The 13,605-nt window shown below is 33.8% G+C and carries 15 protein-coding genes; all 15 read right to left on the reverse strand.

The features are described from left to right. Positions 1 to 115 precede the first annotated feature (115 nt). On the reverse strand, positions 116 to 1,246 hold the full coding sequence (gene pseC, locus MHI34_RS03690; protein WP_271912405.1) for a UDP-4-amino-4,6-dideoxy-N-acetyl-beta-L-altrosamine transaminase: 1,131 nt from the start codon (positions 1,244 to 1,246) through the stop codon (positions 116 to 118). Beyond that, positions 1,243 to 2,289: a pseudaminic acid synthase gene (gene pseI, locus MHI34_RS03695; RefSeq protein WP_271912403.1), complete on the reverse strand. Its 1,047-nt coding sequence runs from the start codon at positions 2,287 to 2,289 to the stop codon at positions 1,243 to 1,245. Before pseI ends, pseC begins: the two co-directional genes overlap by 4 nt. After that, on the reverse strand, positions 2,286 to 3,245 hold the full coding sequence (pseG, locus tag MHI34_RS03700) for a UDP-2,4-diacetamido-2,4,6-trideoxy-beta-L-altropyranose hydrolase (RefSeq protein ID WP_089934813.1): 960 nt from the start codon (positions 3,243 to 3,245) through the stop codon (positions 2,286 to 2,288). The genes pseI and pseG overlap by 4 nt, the downstream gene beginning before the upstream one ends. Continuing rightward, the gene (locus MHI34_RS03705; RefSeq protein ID WP_101966440.1) at positions 3,245 to 3,967 is read right to left on the reverse strand and encodes a glycosyltransferase family protein; all 723 of its coding nucleotides are present in this window, start codon (positions 3,965 to 3,967) and stop codon (positions 3,245 to 3,247) included. The genes pseG and MHI34_RS03705 overlap by 1 nt, the downstream gene beginning before the upstream one ends. Positions 3,968 to 3,982: 15 nt before the next feature. Further along, positions 3,983 to 5,155 carry an acyl-CoA reductase gene (locus MHI34_RS03710; RefSeq protein ID WP_089934811.1) on the reverse strand — a complete coding sequence of 391 codons (1,173 nt, stop codon included), beginning with the start codon at positions 5,153 to 5,155 and terminating at the stop codon, positions 3,983 to 3,985. Then, a complete protein-coding gene (locus tag MHI34_RS03715; RefSeq protein WP_089934807.1) occupies positions 5,152 to 6,213 on the reverse strand; it encodes an acyl-protein synthetase in 1,062 nt (353 codons plus the stop codon). The genes MHI34_RS03710 and MHI34_RS03715 overlap by 4 nt, the downstream gene beginning before the upstream one ends. After that, positions 6,210 to 7,544 (reverse strand): AMP-binding protein, encoded by a 1,335-nt coding sequence (locus MHI34_RS03720; RefSeq protein WP_089934803.1) that lies wholly within the window; start codon positions 7,542 to 7,544, stop codon positions 6,210 to 6,212. The genes MHI34_RS03715 and MHI34_RS03720 overlap by 4 nt, the downstream gene beginning before the upstream one ends. 58 nt (positions 7,545 to 7,602) lie before the next feature. Continuing rightward, the gene (locus MHI34_RS03725; RefSeq protein ID WP_089934798.1) at positions 7,603 to 8,574 is read right to left on the reverse strand and encodes a transketolase C-terminal domain-containing protein; all 972 of its coding nucleotides are present in this window, start codon (positions 8,572 to 8,574) and stop codon (positions 7,603 to 7,605) included. After that, positions 8,567 to 9,397: a transketolase gene (locus MHI34_RS03730; RefSeq protein ID WP_089934797.1), complete on the reverse strand. Its 831-nt coding sequence runs from the start codon at positions 9,395 to 9,397 to the stop codon at positions 8,567 to 8,569. Before MHI34_RS03730 ends, MHI34_RS03725 begins: the two co-directional genes overlap by 8 nt. Then, positions 9,390 to 10,145, reverse strand: coding sequence for an SDR family oxidoreductase (locus tag MHI34_RS03735; protein ID WP_089934796.1), 756 nt, complete (start codon positions 10,143 to 10,145; stop codon positions 9,390 to 9,392). The genes MHI34_RS03730 and MHI34_RS03735 overlap by 8 nt, the downstream gene beginning before the upstream one ends. Before the next feature lie 17 nt (positions 10,146 to 10,162). Then, a complete protein-coding gene (locus MHI34_RS03740; protein WP_271912400.1) occupies positions 10,163 to 10,402 on the reverse strand; it encodes an acyl carrier protein in 240 nt (79 codons plus the stop codon). Beyond that, the gene (pseH, locus tag MHI34_RS03745) at positions 10,395 to 10,958 is read right to left on the reverse strand and encodes a UDP-4-amino-4,6-dideoxy-N-acetyl-beta-L-altrosamine N-acetyltransferase (RefSeq protein WP_271912399.1); all 564 of its coding nucleotides are present in this window, start codon (positions 10,956 to 10,958) and stop codon (positions 10,395 to 10,397) included. Before pseH ends, MHI34_RS03740 begins: the two co-directional genes overlap by 8 nt. Before the next feature lie 17 nt (positions 10,959 to 10,975). Then, positions 10,976 to 12,046 carry an FkbM family methyltransferase gene (locus MHI34_RS03750; protein ID WP_340809943.1) on the reverse strand — a complete coding sequence of 357 codons (1,071 nt, stop codon included), beginning with the start codon at positions 12,044 to 12,046 and terminating at the stop codon, positions 10,976 to 10,978. Then, positions 12,046 to 13,023, reverse strand: a complete 978-nt coding sequence (pseB, locus tag MHI34_RS03755) for a UDP-N-acetylglucosamine 4,6-dehydratase (inverting) (protein WP_271912397.1) — start codon at positions 13,021 to 13,023, stop codon at positions 12,046 to 12,048. The genes MHI34_RS03750 and pseB overlap by 1 nt, the downstream gene beginning before the upstream one ends. 258 nt (positions 13,024 to 13,281) lie before the next feature. Beyond that, positions 13,282 to 13,605: a hypothetical protein gene (locus MHI34_RS03760; RefSeq protein WP_089934787.1), complete on the reverse strand. Its 324-nt coding sequence runs from the start codon at positions 13,603 to 13,605 to the stop codon at positions 13,282 to 13,284.

A 13,605-nucleotide genomic window follows, 5' to 3' on the forward strand; every position in this document is an offset into this window, starting at 1 on the left:
ATAATTTATTGATAGTTTTAAAAATAGATAGTGGTATCTTCTATTAATTGTTCTCACTCTATTCAACTACAGTTAATATAAATGATAAACTTCATATTAAAAGAATACTTCCTCATCAAATGTATTCTTTTAATATACTCACTATATAGTTAATATCTTCATCAGTTAAACGAGGATGTATAGGCAATGTTAACGCTTTTTTATACCATTCCTCTGCTACTGGGCATAGTCCTTGCTCATAACCAAGCTTTTGATAATACGGATGCCAATAAACAGGTATGTAATGAACATGGACACCAATATTTGCAGCTCGCATAGCATTAAATACTTGTTTCCGATTTGCTTCATCTAATTGAATCATGTACAAATGCCAGCCAGATTCAGTATCCTCTAGTTGCTTCGGTATTGTAATTCCAGTCACATTTCCTAATGCTTCATTGTACTTTGCAGCAATTTCTTGTCTCCGCTTAATAAAATAATCAAGTTTCTTCATTTGTGAAACACCAAGGGCTGCCTGTAAATCTGTCATACGAAAATTATAACCTAATTCTGTCATTTCATAATACCAGTCACCTTGTTCTTCAGCATAAGCTGTTGGCTCAATTCCATGACTTCTGAACTTTACTAGTTTTTTATAATAATTTTCGTTATTTGTAACAACTATGCCACCTTCTGCTGTTGTCACAGGCTTTACAGGGTGAAAACTAAACATTGTCATATCCGCCTGTGTTCCAACCTTTCGCCCTTTATAACTAGCACCAAATGAATGAGCACCATCTTCAATTACGACGAGTTCATGCTTCCTTGCGATATCCATAATGACATCTATATCAACAGGTTGTCCTGTAAAATCCACTGGAATAATTGCCTTTGTTTTTGATGTAATTTTAGAACGTATTTGTTCAGGGTTAATATTATAAGTACGTTCATCGATGTCCGCAAAAACAACTGTTCCGCCAACATAGCGTACACAGTTTGCACTTGCAGCAAAGGTAATAGGAGACGTAATGACCTCATCCCCTTCATCAATTCCAGCAGCATAACAAGCACCATGTAAAGCTGCTGTTCCATTGCAGAATGCTACTGCATATTTTGAACCAACATAAGCTGCCACAGCTTGCTCAAACTGTGCAATTTTCGGTCCTTGAGTTAAGTTTGGTGAACGCAATGTTTCAATAACTGCTTGAATATCATCTTCATCTATACTTTGACTGCCATATGAGATAAATCGAGGTGAATCAATCATAGTAATAAATCCCAACTTAATGGAGTTCCTTTTTTTACATCACGCTTAATCGATTTACCAATCACTAAATCATAGTACTTCGTTGGCAAACCAAGGCCTGGTCGAACGTTGCGAACATTTTGTTCTGTTAAAATATCACCAGCTTTTAAATCTGAGCCTATATATAAAGAACGTCGGAATTTTGCTGATTCCTTCTCCGCATTTGTTGGTCCATAACTCACATTCCCTAAACTTTGCCATGCACGCTCCGTTTCTTCCACTAACATTTTTAATTCATGTGGTTCCATTGAAAATGCAGAATCAACCCCTCCTTCAGCCCGAGATGTTGTAAAATGCTTTTCAATTACCGTTGCTCCAAGTGCCACTGCAGTAACCGATACACCAACCCCCATTGTATGATCTGATAAACCTACTTCTGTACTAAACATTTCTTTCAAATGTGGTATAGTTACTAAATTTGAATTAGCAGGTGTAGCAGGATATGTACTAGTGCATTTCAGTAATATGATTTGATTATTACCTTCTTCGCGAGCAGCACGAACTGCTTCATCTAGTTCAGCAGCAGTCGCCATACCTGTGGAAATAATCATTGGTTTTCCTGTTCGCGCAACTTTTTTAATTAATGGGATATCTACATTTTCAAATGAGGCAATTTTATATGCTGGTACATTCAATGTTTCCAAGAAATCCACTGCTGTCTCATCAAATGGAGAACTAAAAGCAAGGAGACCAAGTTCTTGTGCTTTTGCAAAAATCTCCTTATGCCATTCCCAAGGTGTATAAGCCTCTTTATATAAATTATATAAAGAATTACCTCTCCAGAGATTTCCATCTTCTTGGATGAAAAACTCACCTGTATGAACGTCTAATGTAATTGTATCAGGTGTATATGTTTGTAATTTCAGAGCGTCAACACCTGCTTCTGCGGCTAGCTCTACTAAATGTAATGCTCTTTCCAATGATTGATTATGGTTACCTGACATTTCTGCAATAATAAATGGCTTCGTATGACGACCAATTTCTCTATTTCCTATTTTAATCATTTTATCAACTCCAATATTTTATAAACCCACTCATTTGGTTGCTCATTTTGAGTTAGAATAAGCCCTTTTTCACTTAAATCTTTAATCTGTAAATTTTTTAATAACTGTTTATAAGTTTCCGATGTCACGTCTTTATGCCATCCCAGATTAATAACTATGCCAAGTTCTGCAACAAATTCTGTCCCTTCTTTCTGATTATTAGCTACAATAGTACTCGATGAAGGTAGTCCAACATAACAACGTTCCCATGTTGTACTTCCCCCCGCACCAATAGCAAAATCAGCCTGTTGCATTAACTTTGCCATATAATTAATTTGACAGTGATAGTCATACCCACGCTCTTCACAAATCTCCCGAATTTGTTCCTTAAAAACATTACCATTTCCAACAACTACATCAATATGTTTAAACTGAAATTCTTCAAGTGCCTCCAAAATTTTCATCGTCTCATTCGTTGGATCCGAACCGCCCATAAAAATGAGTAAATTTTCAATTTGTTCATTCCTCTTGCGCAATAGCCGTCTTGCATCAATAAACTCATCACGCATAATTAAATATTTTGGACCTAATAGCTTTATACATGCATCAGACACTAAATCGTCATATCGTGATTCAAAATTTGGCAATACATTAGGGTCCAGAAGCAACTCGCAATCATGCTTACGGTTCGCTAAATCATCAATTACCACAATTTTTTTTGTAAATACACGTATTTTGCACTCCCACTCTTTATCAATCCCATAATGATCAATGATATATATGTCTGCTTGCTCTGCTTCAAAAATATTTCCAAAACCTTCACTGATTACGTAATCAATTAGATTTCCAGGTAAATCTTGCATCCAAAAGATTACTTCACATCCATTCACACGCAAATTTTTTGCAACTGTCAAACAACGCATAACATGACCACTACCGATTTCAATAGATGCATCTGTACGAATAATGACTTTCATTAAATCACCGGCTTTTGCTCGATATGAGCATTTAGTTTTGCAACTTCAGGATTATCTTTTAAAAATTGAATCACATCTTTACTTGAAATTAATGGGTTGTTGAAATGCTTTGCCACCTCATAAATCAGTTTATAGTCTTCGATTGTATCTAGCGTAATGCGTAGTTCTGGCGCAATACGATTTGCTGGCGCTTTATATGTAACTGATTCAAATTCTTCAGCAAATTCATAGGCGTAATAAGTAACATGCTCACGATGTCGAGATTCTAGCCCTACTTTATGAATATATAAAAGTGCTTCATATGAAATAAGTTCTACCGCTAATCCTCGAGGTAATTGCCCGTCAATTAACACGATATCTTTACGTTCTTTTAGAATTAATTCTACAATATCACTTGCCATTTCATAGTCAACAAATGGACAATCCGATGTTACACGCATCACATAATCAGGTTTGTATTGCTTTGCACATTGAACATAGCGATCTAATACATCTCCCTCAGAACCTCTGAAATATGCAACTTGTTGCTGTTCACACCAATTTGCAATTGCATCATCCTGTTTTAAAGTACTTGTCGCAACAATAACTTCATTAACACCTTTGATAGCACGACAGCGCGTGATATCGTACCTTAAAACATCTACATCTCCAAGCGGTTTTAAAATTTTCCCTGGCAAACGAGAGGAGCCCATTCTTGCTTGGATAATTACAATTGTTTTCATAGTTAAACTCTCCATTTATAAAATTATTACTTCCCTCGTAAACGATGTTAAGAAACTTTGTCCATCCCAAACACCATCAAAATTTAGCGCTTGCCCGATTGGGACAATTCGATCTATCCCTCGTGTAGAAATTGATTCTACTAATTCCTTTAACTCAGGTTTCTCAAAACCAAAGTATGCAATTGTTTGATCTTTATCGATTATAATTTGTTCTAAGTCTATTAAGTTTTCAACTTCATACTCATAAAACAAGCCACCACCGCAATGCTTTTCACGTACATCTCTTGGCACATCATTTAGCTTTATACGTGAAAAGTTCGTTATAGGTACTACTTTTTCTACATAATTTTCCGCGGCTAATTGTAAACTTGTCGAATATTTCAATACTTGCGTTGCTGCTAATAACTCATGTTGCTTTTTCTGGATTTTACGTTCAAATGCCGTCCAAAAAGATTCTATTTTCTCACCTATCCAAACGATAAGTCTTGGTGATGAACATGCCATTTGGTCAAACCAAAACACATCGTTATAAAATTGCTCAAGTAATGCATCTAGTGCCTCATCATCTAATAACATAACTTTTTCGGAGTTTAATATGGCTAATGAGAATCTGTCTGGAAATGCTAATTCATTTGCTAGTGGTGCAAGGGGAATTTTACGAATGGCTTTTACCGTTTCATCCCCTCCCCAAATAACACGTGTATGACATGTTAGACTGAGCATTTCTGTTGCACTCTCATCATGACCATATGTACAAATTATTATTTGTTCCGCTAACGATTTATAATTAGGTAACTCTTCTAAAATCACTTGTAATAACTCATTTATTTCCGTTTTACTTGAAATACGAATGATATTGCGATTCCCTGCAAGAAGTGACAGCATCCATGAATAAACGAAAATAGTATCAACATTTGAAGGAGCGATATGAAAAGCTGTACCTCGCCCACGAACTACTTTTCCCTTAGTAGCCTTTTCAAACTCTGCTTGCATTTGCTTAATATTTGATTTTCGAAGCCAGTAACCAAGTGCTACAACTTCAGGCATGTATCGCATCCGTACAAAACGCTTCGATAAACTTTGTGTAAAAGCAATTACTTCTTCAGCAAAAGGTTGATTCAATTTTTGATTATTCAAGTTGCATAGTACATTATCAAAATTCCCATTCTTTGGCCAAAATATTTTCACAAACGCACACCTCCTTGAAAAGTATCACTACAACCGCGTAATTCTGCCTTCGGGATACGTCCAACTACACTAAAATACTTTCCTTTCCATCCACATGGACAATCATCAATACCATGAATTGTTCCTAAATCTTCTGTCAATAAAGAATGACCCGGATAACTTTTTGGTAATTCACTCACTACCTGAATTAAACCTTGTTGTCCTACAGGTAAAACATTAAACGTAATCGGATTACGAATAATCACATCAGCATAGCTCGGTGCATGTAAATGTCCTTCATTACACTCTACAAAAATTGAACCGACCTGTTCAACCATGCCATAATAGTTATGTACTTCTTGAATGCCTAATTGCTTACTAAGAAGATGATTAAAAGTCAAAGCATCAACCGCCTCATCCTTAAGCTTTTTCCATCCACCTCCGTGAATAAGTACACTATCACCAAAATTAATATTTAAACCTTTATCTCTTATTTCTTTATAAACGTACTGCCATATCATAAATGTAAAACCAAACAGTAATATACGTTGTCCTTCGTATTCTTTTAAATACGCTTGTAAACCTTCAACATCCAATGTCATATCATCATTTAAAGCATAAAAGTGTTTGCGACCGAAATTAGAGAACCCTAAAATTCCCGCTCCACGTGCACTAAATGATTTTCGATCCTTTAGCACAGATTTCGTATCTAACAGAATCATTGGCAAACGTCTATTACCTAAAATAGGTTTCATCACTTCTACAAGTGCTTTTGTCTGTGCAATCGATGTCTCTTTATCGAGGTAAATTTTAGATACTTGCTGTCCCGTTGTCCCACTTGATGTTAGCACTTTTACAACGTTCTCTTGAGAAACCGATTTTAAATTCATTAGCTTAAACAACTGCACAGGTAAAAATGGTACTTCTTCTAAACAACTTGCTTCTAGTAATGCATTGCTTTTTTCTAGCATTGATTTATATTCATGACAATTTTCAGTGTGCCATCTAGTTAGTTCATTTAATTTAACTACTAGTTCAATTTCTTTCTCGGCCTGTACTAAATGATAAGGGACCGTCATAAACAGCTCTCCTTTAGCTTCATATAATCGGTTTTTCCACTTACAAAACGTGGAATTTCATCAATCACCTTGACTTTAAATGCCGTTTTGTGAAGCTTATATAAATGTTCAATCGCTTCTTTTACTTTTTCAACATAATCAGCTTGTTCAATAGCTACAATTAATTTATCGTCAGATCCAGTACAAGCTAAAGGTATTTGTAGTTCTTCTTCAAGTTTCTTCTCCACATCATCTAAATTAATGCGCAAACCAAATAACTTAATAAAACGCTTCATTCGTCCTGTAATTGTAAAGTATCCATCTTCATCAATGATTGCTGTATCGCCAGTATATAGTACCCCATTAAGTTCATAGCCATTTGCTAAGTCTGATAAATTCTCAGCGTACCCCATCATGACATTAGCACCCATATAAATTAACTCCTCGGTTTCTACATCTATAGAAAGTTTGCCACCAGGAATAGCAATACCAATTGTGCTAGACTTCTCTAATACTTTTTCATAAGGAATATATGAAATACGTGGTGCAGCTTCAGTTTGACCATACATTATGTAAAATCTCTTATTTTGTTCTTTTGCATATTCTGCAAAATGCTTTACAAGCTTTTCATTTAATCGTCCCCCAGCTTGTGTCATTGTCTTTAAATAAGGTAACTCCATTTTTGTAAAGCCTATACGCTGTAACATTTGATATGTAAATGGAACACCTGCAATTGAAGTTGCTTTATGTTTTTTCACAAGTTCCCAAAATGACTTCTCCATCACGCTTTCATCAGTCAATAAAATTGAAGCACCTGCTAAAAGGTGACTATTCACAATCGACATGCCATATGAATAAGAAAGTGGTAGATTCATAACTGCTCGTTCATTTTGATTAATTTTTAGATACTCTATAATAGATTCAGCATTTACCCTAATATTGTCATAGGAAAGACGAACAAACTTTTGGCTACCAGTTGTACCTGAAGTACTTAATAAAATTGCAAGGTCAGGATGAATATTGGTTACTATTTCTTTTGTTCTTATTAATTGATTTTCATTTATTTCATACCCTTCATGGCTCTTTAATCCAATAATCCATTTCGGCTGATATGTTTTTATAATGTTTGCTAGTAATTCATGATTAATACCTTCATTAATCAGCATAACCGCATGCTTGCTATTCATAGCTGAAATATAAGTAGCTAAAATATCTATTGTGTTTTGGCATAGTATCAATATTAACTCTTTGCTTGTACTACGAAATTCAATTTTAGGAATTTCACTAAAAGCATATGTTTGTTCATTTGTAATAATCGCCACATCACTACTCTCTAAATTAAAAAGTTCCATAAGCTCGCTCCTTCTTTATAGGAAAAGGTGTGATAGCATCTACCACACCAATAAATAATTAAATATTATTTAATGTTTCCTTTATACTTTTAGCAACTTTATTAGCAGTTAATCCGTAATAGTCTAGCATCTCTTCATATATTCCTGCTCTGCTATAATCACTAGGTAATCCTATCATTAAGTGAGGAGGCTTTTTAACCTCCATAGCTATTGCTTCGGATATGGCACTACCTAGCCCTCCAGCAATTACATGCTCTTCCATACTTACAAGAAGCTTTTTATCTTTAATAACCATTTTTATACCTTCATTATCTAAAGGTCTGATAGTATGGACATTAATTACTTCAGTATTAATGCCTTCTAATTCTAATAATTCTGCAGCTTTTATTGCCTCACTTATAATGGAACCCGTAGCAAATATCGCGATATCTTCGCCATTTTTCACTGAGATAGTTTTTCCGATTTCAAAATTATAATCCTCTTTATAAATAATTGGAGAGGGCGCTCCACTAGTCAATCGAAGATATACTGGATTGGGATAACTTTCCAGAGCCTCTAATACTTTTACTAATTCAAAAGAATCTGCAGGTGAAATAATTGCTATGTTAGGGATAGCACGAATAACAGCTATATCTTCAAAACTACAATGCATATTACCTATCATACCTAATACTACACCACTAGATAATCCTACCATTCTTACTGGATGTTTCATTTCACCAATATCCATTCGAATTTGTTCTAAACATCTTAGCGTATGGAATGGAGCATATGTTGTTGTATAAACATCAAAACCTTCACTGGCTAAACCAGCGGCTATACCAATCATATTTTGTTCAGCAATTCCTACATCAATAAATTTGTCAGAATGTTGCTTTCTATAACGATCTAAGCCTGCTGGAATAGATACATCTGCTGTTATCACCAATAAATCTTCCTTTTTTTTGGCCTTCTCTAACATGACCATTCCAAATGTGCCTCGTTGACCTAAACGTGCTAACATTTTATGATTTTTTAATGTATTATTCATTTTCTTTCACCTGCTCTTCTATCGCTTCGTTAAATAATTTATCCGTTAGCACAGCATGATGCCAATCAATATTGTGCTCCATAAAAGAAACACCTTTGCCTTTAATAGTATTAGCTATTATTACTCTAGGTTTATGAGAAACACTATCAAATACACTTATTAATGCCTCAATATCATGCCCATCTACAGTGGAGACAGCCCAGCCCATCTCTTCTAGTACTTTCTCCAAATGATTCATTGGTAAAATATCGTTCGTTTTACCACCTAACTGAATACCATTCCGGTCAATAATGACTGTTAAATTATCTAATTTAAAATGTGGAGCAGATAAAAACCCTTCCCAAATCGACCCTTCGTTACTCTCACCATCACCTAATAATACATAAACATGACTTGATAATTGCTTACGTTTTAATCCCATCGCAACACCGATAGCCAATGATAAGCCCATTCCTAAACTACCACTTGTAAATTCAATACCTTTTTTACGATTCATTACTGGATGACCTAAAAAGGCACTACCTGTATTCATAAAACTAGCTAAATCTTCCTCTGTAATAATTCCATTCTCATATAAAGCAGTATAGTAAGCTAATACCCCATGTTCTTTACTTAAAATAAAACGGTCTCTACCTTCGTCTAAAGAATTTTTACTATTAATATTCATAGTGTGACCGTACAAAACAGCTAAAATTTCAATAATGGATAAGCCCGGGCCTACGTGAGCAGCATTATTCCCTGAAGCATTTGCTAATTTCAAAGCATTTATTCTCATATGACTAGCTTGTTTCTTTAATTTTTCTACTAAGCTTGCATTAATCATTAAAAAGTCCCCCATCTACCCGTAATATTTGTCCAGTAATATAGGATGACAAATCAGATGCCAAAAATAACACACTATTTGCAATTTCCTCAGGTCTAGCTAAACGTTTTAAAGCTAAATGACTTTGTAGTTGTGTCAAAAATTCTTTATTTGTGATTGCATTTGATACCATATCGGTTTCTGTAAAACCTGGAGCAATAGCATTTACCCTTATATTAACATTACCTAGTTCATTCGCTATTGTTTTAGTAAAGGCGTTAAATGCAGCCTTACTTGCCGTATAGGAAATCATCCCTTTGTAACTATCATCGGCTGCAATAGATGTAATATTTACAATAGATGCCGCTGTACTTTTTCTCATTAATTTCGTAATATATTGAGTCAATAAAAAAGGGCCATAAAAGTTCACTTTCATTTTTTCTTCAAGTGTTTCCATTGTAGTCATTTGATAAATTGTATCCCCAGCTATCCCAGCATTATTAACTAATATATCAATCGTAGAGAACAGATTTCTTATTTCTTTTATGGCTAATTTAACTTCATCTTCCTTACTAATATCAAAATAGACAGGTGTTATTAGAACACCTGTCTCGTTTTGAAGATTAGTTAAGTAGCTTTCAAATTCCACAGTACTTTTTCGAGCACATGCAATTATATTAGCGCCCTGTTTAGCAAATACAGTTGTAATGGCTTTTCCAATTCCCCGATTACATCCTGTTATAACCGCTACTTTTCCGCTTAAAAGCATACTAACTACCTCCTACTTTATACTTCAACATCATATTTTTTTAAAATTTCTATACCAATCGTATATGAGCTAAACTCAATCACATCATCTGTTTCAAGCATAATATCAAACACATCTTCTAATTCAGCAATCATTGCCATATGCCCTACAGAATCCCACTCTTCTATTGAGTTATATACTAACGTTTCATTTAATTGGTCCTCGTTAATATTAAAACACTCTTTAAAAACATTGTTATACTTGTTTAAATTATTCATTGCTATTTTTTCCTCTCAATTCGAATGGAGCCCTTAATTTATGATATTTTTGATAGTTGTTAATCCACGTATCTTTTAAGATTTCCAGAACTTCTACATCATAATATACGCCATCTTTTTTTATATGCTGAGTTAACGTACCTACTTTTCTAAATCCATAATGATAGTCCATTTTCAACATAGATTCATTTATAGAGAGAACTTCAATTACTAATTTGTTAAACTTCATTTCGAAGAAATAAAAATTTAGAAAATAAGGCAGGATACGGCTTGAAACAATAGAATATTCTAATTCACCAATATAAAAGCCTGAACTGGCTTTCTCATGTATGTAATCAATATTATTTAATGAAATTAAACCTATAGGGCTATCTTTATAAACGATAACCCAATTTAATTGAGTATAATCTTTGTTTATCTTTTCAAACCATTTTCTTTGCTTGTTTAAATCAGGCTCGATATCCGTATACATAAATTTAGTTACGTGTTCACTAGTGCGCCATTTCATTACTAAATCTAAACTATCTTCATCTAATAATTTAAATTCCATACTCATTATTATTCACCACTAATTCATTTTGGAACATACGCATATAGTTTTCTCCAATTATGCTTAACTACATATTTTGGGTTAGCATCTTTTATTATTTTTTCGAGAATTTGCGCATCTTCTGGGAAATGATACGTACATATTGATAATTTTGGCTCCATTTCTTTTAAAGTTTTTTGAGCCCCTATAAGCATATATCGTTCTGCACCTTCGATATCAGCCTTAATATAATCTACTTTCTTAATCATCTTTTTTTCAACCAAATTATCTATTGTATCAATAGGAACTGATCTTATTTGATCATTTCCACGATTCATATAAAAAGAGTCTAGTACTCCTGTGTCTGATTCAAATAAATCCATGTACCCTTGATGGTCTGATAAACCATACGGTATTATTTGAATATTGTCATATATCTTTTTTTGCTTTTCTAATATCTCGAGTGATTTTTTCCCTGGCTCACAAGCATATACTGTGCACCCCATACTAGCTGCGTAACAAGAGTATAACCCTATATTTGCACCGGCATCGATTATATAATCTCCTTCTTCGAGGTGAACATCTTCAAACTCATAAACACCATCTACTACTAATGAAAAATCGTTTAAAATGCTAGGTGATAATTCATCCCCTACTGTTTCAAAAAAAGCACCTTTTAAATCACTATTAAATAGTATAGGGTTATATATTTGAATACCATTAAAATCAATTATTTCTTTCGAAAGGTCGATGTTGAATTTTTTAAAATATTCTTCAAAAAATGGATCTTCATAGTTCTCTATAGACTGTATATTTACAATATTTTTATAACCCGTTTTCATAAGAGAACTAAATACTTCTTCATTATGGGAAACTACAGTTAAATAAATATCAACATTATCTTTTAGTAAACTTATTTCATTAAGTTCAACTATAGGTACACTTCTCATTTTTCCACTTTTACTATGATAACAATATTTCTGTTCTTTCTTATGCCCTGGACTTACAAAGACATAATCCACTTGGATATTCTCAAACCAATCCAAATAGTTTATTAAAACTTTTGCTGCGTAACCTATACCATAAACAACTGTATACCGAGGTTCAGTATTCATTATATGTCTTTTTCTCCTATCATTCTCACTAGATCTTTAACATTTAACCATTCTTTATTATTATCACTTGTATAAGCAAAGCCGTCTGGTAGAGGAATACCGCCTTCAAACTTATCAGCATACCACCAAGAAAATTCAGGTTGAATGACATAATATGTATCAAACTCTAATGTATGCCGAGCATCATCTTCCATAATCATTGCTTCATGAAGTTTTTCACCAGGGCGAATTCCAATAACTTCCATTTCGCATTCAGGAGCAATCGCTTTTGCTAAATCTGTAACTTTCATACTTGGAATTTTCGGCACAAAGATTTCCCCACCGTACATTCGTTCCAAATTATCTAATACGAATTGTACCCCTTGATCGAGGGTAATCCAGAAACGGGTCATACGCTCATCTGTAATAGGTAATTTACCTGTATCTTTAATCTTTTTAAAGAATGGTACTACGCTACCGCGACTTCCTACTACATTGCCATAGCGTACAACTGCAAATCTTGTTTTCTTTTCTCCTACATAAGCATTGGCAGCAACGAATAATTTATCAGATGCTAATTTTGTCGCACCATATAAATTCACAGGGCTACATGCCTTATCCGTTGAAAGCGCAATTACCTTTTCTACACCACGGTCGATAGCTGCCTCAATAATATTTTGAGCTCCATGAATATTTGTCTTTACCGCCTCAAAAGGATTATATTCACATGCATCAACATGCTTCATAGCAGCTGCATGAATGACAATATCCACACCATCAAAGGCACGATATAATCGGTCTTTATCCCGCACATCACCAATAAAGAATCGGATTCGTTCATCTTGGAACTCTTGCTTCATTTCATATTGCTTTAACTCATCGCGACTAAAAACGATAATTTTTTTTACACCTAATGTAAGTGCTTTCCTGATGAATTTTTTACCAAAAGAGCCTGTACCGCCTGTTACTAATACCACTTTATCTTTTAAAACACTCATTAGTATTTCCCCTTATTATGTATCATATAAATATTATATCGGATAATTTTAACGTATTTCTACTTTTGAAAAATAAATATAATTTTTAATGCAATATCCACTTTTTATTTGTACATATTTCACTTTTTCCTTTTTACTCTACACATTTCCTCCTTAGCAAATGTTCATTTTAATAGATAGACGAAAAAACACTCTTTGAATTAGAATGTACATTCAAAAAGTGTTCTTATTTTAACTATCTCTTAATTGATATTAATTTCAAGCTATAATTTGTTCAAAATATGGCAACATTTCATATTCAAAAATATCAGCTACAAGGACAAAATCTTGTTTTTCTAAACCTTCATTTATAAGGTTTAAATACTCTTCTAATTGTTGTTTGTTTAAATTTGTATTAACCCCTTGATCCGTTAGTATTTCTTCCATTTGTTTTATCCAAGTAATTCCCTCTGAAAAATTCAATATTTCATTTAAAGCTGTCGGAACATTGCCAGATCTTAAACTATCAGCAATATATTGTAACCCTGCTGGAATTTTAGCTATATATTTGTAATATTCATCTACAATCTCTATTTTGTCCAT

Source organism: Lysinibacillus sp. FSL L8-0126, assembly GCF_038630385.1.
Taxonomy (GTDB): domain Bacteria; phylum Bacillota; class Bacilli; order Bacillales_A; family Planococcaceae; genus Lysinibacillus; species Lysinibacillus fusiformis_D.

Bases quoted from the DNA above. Each gene is read 5' to 3' on its own strand.
- pseH (WP_271912399.1), bottom strand. From the start codon at position 10,958: ATGAGTATGGAATTTAAATTATTAGATGAAGATAGTTTAGATTTAGTA.
- pseG (WP_089934813.1), bottom strand. From the start codon at position 3,245: ATGAAAGTCATTATTCGTACAGATGCATCTATTGAAATCGGTAGTGGT.
- pseI (WP_271912403.1), bottom strand. From the start codon at position 2,289: ATGATTAAAATAGGAAATAGAGAAATTGGTCGTCATACGAAGCCATTT.
- MHI34_RS03715 (WP_089934807.1), bottom strand. From the start codon at position 6,213: ATGACGGTCCCTTATCATTTAGTACAGGCCGAGAAAGAAATTGAACTA.
- MHI34_RS03725 (WP_089934798.1), bottom strand. From the start codon at position 8,574: ATGAATAATACATTAAAAAATCATAAAATGTTAGCACGTTTAGGTCAA.
- MHI34_RS03735 (WP_089934796.1), bottom strand. From the start codon at position 10,145: ATGCTTTTAAGCGGAAAAGTAGCGGTTATAACAGGATGTAATCGGGGA.
- MHI34_RS03720 (WP_089934803.1), bottom strand. From the start codon at position 7,544: ATGGAACTTTTTAATTTAGAGAGTAGTGATGTGGCGATTATTACAAAT.
- pseB (WP_271912397.1), bottom strand. From the start codon at position 13,023: ATGAGTGTTTTAAAAGATAAAGTGGTATTAGTAACAGGCGGTACAGGC.
- pseC (WP_271912405.1), bottom strand. From the start codon at position 1,246: ATGATTGATTCACCTCGATTTATCTCATATGGCAGTCAAAGTATAGAT.
- MHI34_RS03730 (WP_089934797.1), bottom strand. From the start codon at position 9,397: ATGATTAATGCAAGCTTAGTAGAAAAATTAAAGAAACAAGCTAGTCAT.
- MHI34_RS03750 (WP_340809943.1), bottom strand. From the start codon at position 12,046: ATGAATACTGAACCTCGGTATACAGTTGTTTATGGTATAGGTTACGCA.
- MHI34_RS03705 (WP_101966440.1), bottom strand. From the start codon at position 3,967: ATGAAAACAATTGTAATTATCCAAGCAAGAATGGGCTCCTCTCGTTTG.
- MHI34_RS03740 (WP_271912400.1), bottom strand. From the start codon at position 10,402: ATGAATAATTTAAACAAGTATAACAATGTTTTTAAAGAGTGTTTTAAT.
- MHI34_RS03760 (WP_089934787.1), bottom strand. From the start codon at position 13,605: ATGGACAAAATAGAGATTGTAGATGAATATTACAAATATATAGCTAAA.